Annotated in this window: 1 pseudogene; it reads left to right on the top strand. The window is 59.9% G+C overall.

The features are described from left to right. Positions 1–484: pseudogene (locus tag ACIPLA_RS05065) on the top strand (ATP-binding cassette domain-containing protein); the annotation flags it as partial.

Genomic DNA, 484 nt, shown 5'->3' with positions numbered 1-484 from the left:
GTTGCATCAACCTGCTGGAAAACCCGCATCAGGGCCAGATCCTGGTGGCCGGCGAAGAACTCAAGCTCAAAGCCGCCAAAAACGGCGAACTGGTCGCTGCCGACGGCAAGCAGATCAATCGCCTGCGCAGCGAGATCGGTTTCGTATTTCAAAACTTTAATCTCTGGCCGCACATGAGCGTGCTCGACAACATCATCGAAGCCCCGCGCCGCGTACTCGGGCAGAGTAAGGCCGAAGCCATTGAAGTCGCCGAAGCCTTACTGGCCAAGGTCGGCATCGCTGACAAACGCCACGCTTACCCGGCGCAACTCTCCGGCGGCCAGCAGCAACGCGCAGCCATCGCCCGCACCCTGGCGATGCAGCCCAAGGTCATTCTGTTCGACGAACCCACCTCCGCCCTTGACCCGGAAATGGTCCAGGAAGTACTTAATGTCATCCGCGCATTGGCCGAAGAAGGCCGCACCATGCTGCTCGTGACCCATGA

This window comes from Pseudomonas sp. NPDC086112, from assembly GCF_044746425.1.
Taxonomy (GTDB): domain Bacteria; phylum Pseudomonadota; class Gammaproteobacteria; order Pseudomonadales; family Pseudomonadaceae; genus Aquipseudomonas.
The sequence above is the reverse complement of the archived record's forward strand: the minus strand, read 5'-3'. Positions and strand labels throughout refer to the sequence as shown.